This is a genomic window from Oribacterium sp. P9 (assembly GCF_046365365.1).
Taxonomy (GTDB): domain Bacteria; phylum Bacillota; class Clostridia; order Lachnospirales; family Lachnospiraceae; genus Oribacterium.
This window is the reverse complement of the sequence record NZ_JBKEIS010000051.1, coordinates 1-816: the sequence shown is the minus strand read 5'-3', so window position 1 is coordinate 816 and position 816 is coordinate 1. Positions and strand designations below refer to the sequence as shown.

General features: G+C 46.3%; 1 pseudogene. It reads left to right on the top strand.

Annotation, left to right across the window (positions count from 1 at the left end):
* Positions 1 to 225: 225 nt before the first annotated feature.
* Positions 226 to 816, top strand: a pseudogene (locus tag ACK8P7_RS10945) (IS21 family transposase); the annotation flags it as partial.

The window sequence follows — 816 nt, the reverse complement described above, 5'->3', positions numbered from 1 at the left end:
GACATCGATAAAGTTCAGCGGACGTGTATCCCGGTTCCATTCCTGCCGTGGTGTGATCCCTTCTGAATATTATGGGCCATTTTGCAGCAGTAAACCGGAGCTAGAGCAGCACCATTCCGGATAAGATGACAGCACCATTCCGGGAGTATAGCCGCACCGAACGACCTTTCTTATAATGAATTCATACATCGGATTCGATGTAAATTTATTATAAGGAGGCCATTTATGACCAAGTATCGTGAAATCCTAAGGTTGTCAGCCTTGGGATTATCTTTACGAAACATTGAGAAAAGTCTCCATGTTTCGCAGCACACTATCATGAAGGTGCAACGGCGCGCAAAGGAGTTATCCATTGTCTGGCCGCTGGAAGAAACCTTCACAGACGAAGTACTGGAACAGCAGATGTTTCCAAAAAACGCTGCGTCGAAAAGTACAAAACGCATGCCAGACTATGACTACGTCCGAAAGGAACTGTTACGGAATGGTGTCAATAAAAAGCTCCTCTGGACAGAATACCTCGAGGAGTGTCAACGAAATGGAGACGACGCTTTGATGTATTCTCAGTTCTGCTATTACATTCAGCAGAACGAGCAAAAACGCCGTGCAACGATGCACATCCCAAGGAAACCTGGACAGCAGATCGAGGTTGATTGGGCTGGAGATCCGGCCGAAATTATCGATCCGTATACTGGAGAAATCACCAGTGCCTGGATATTTGTAGGTGTCATGACCTATGACTACATTGGGGCCAGGCCCCAATGTCGTCAACCCAACGTCAACTTAAGATTGGTTGCTAGAAGGATGATATCACAAAGG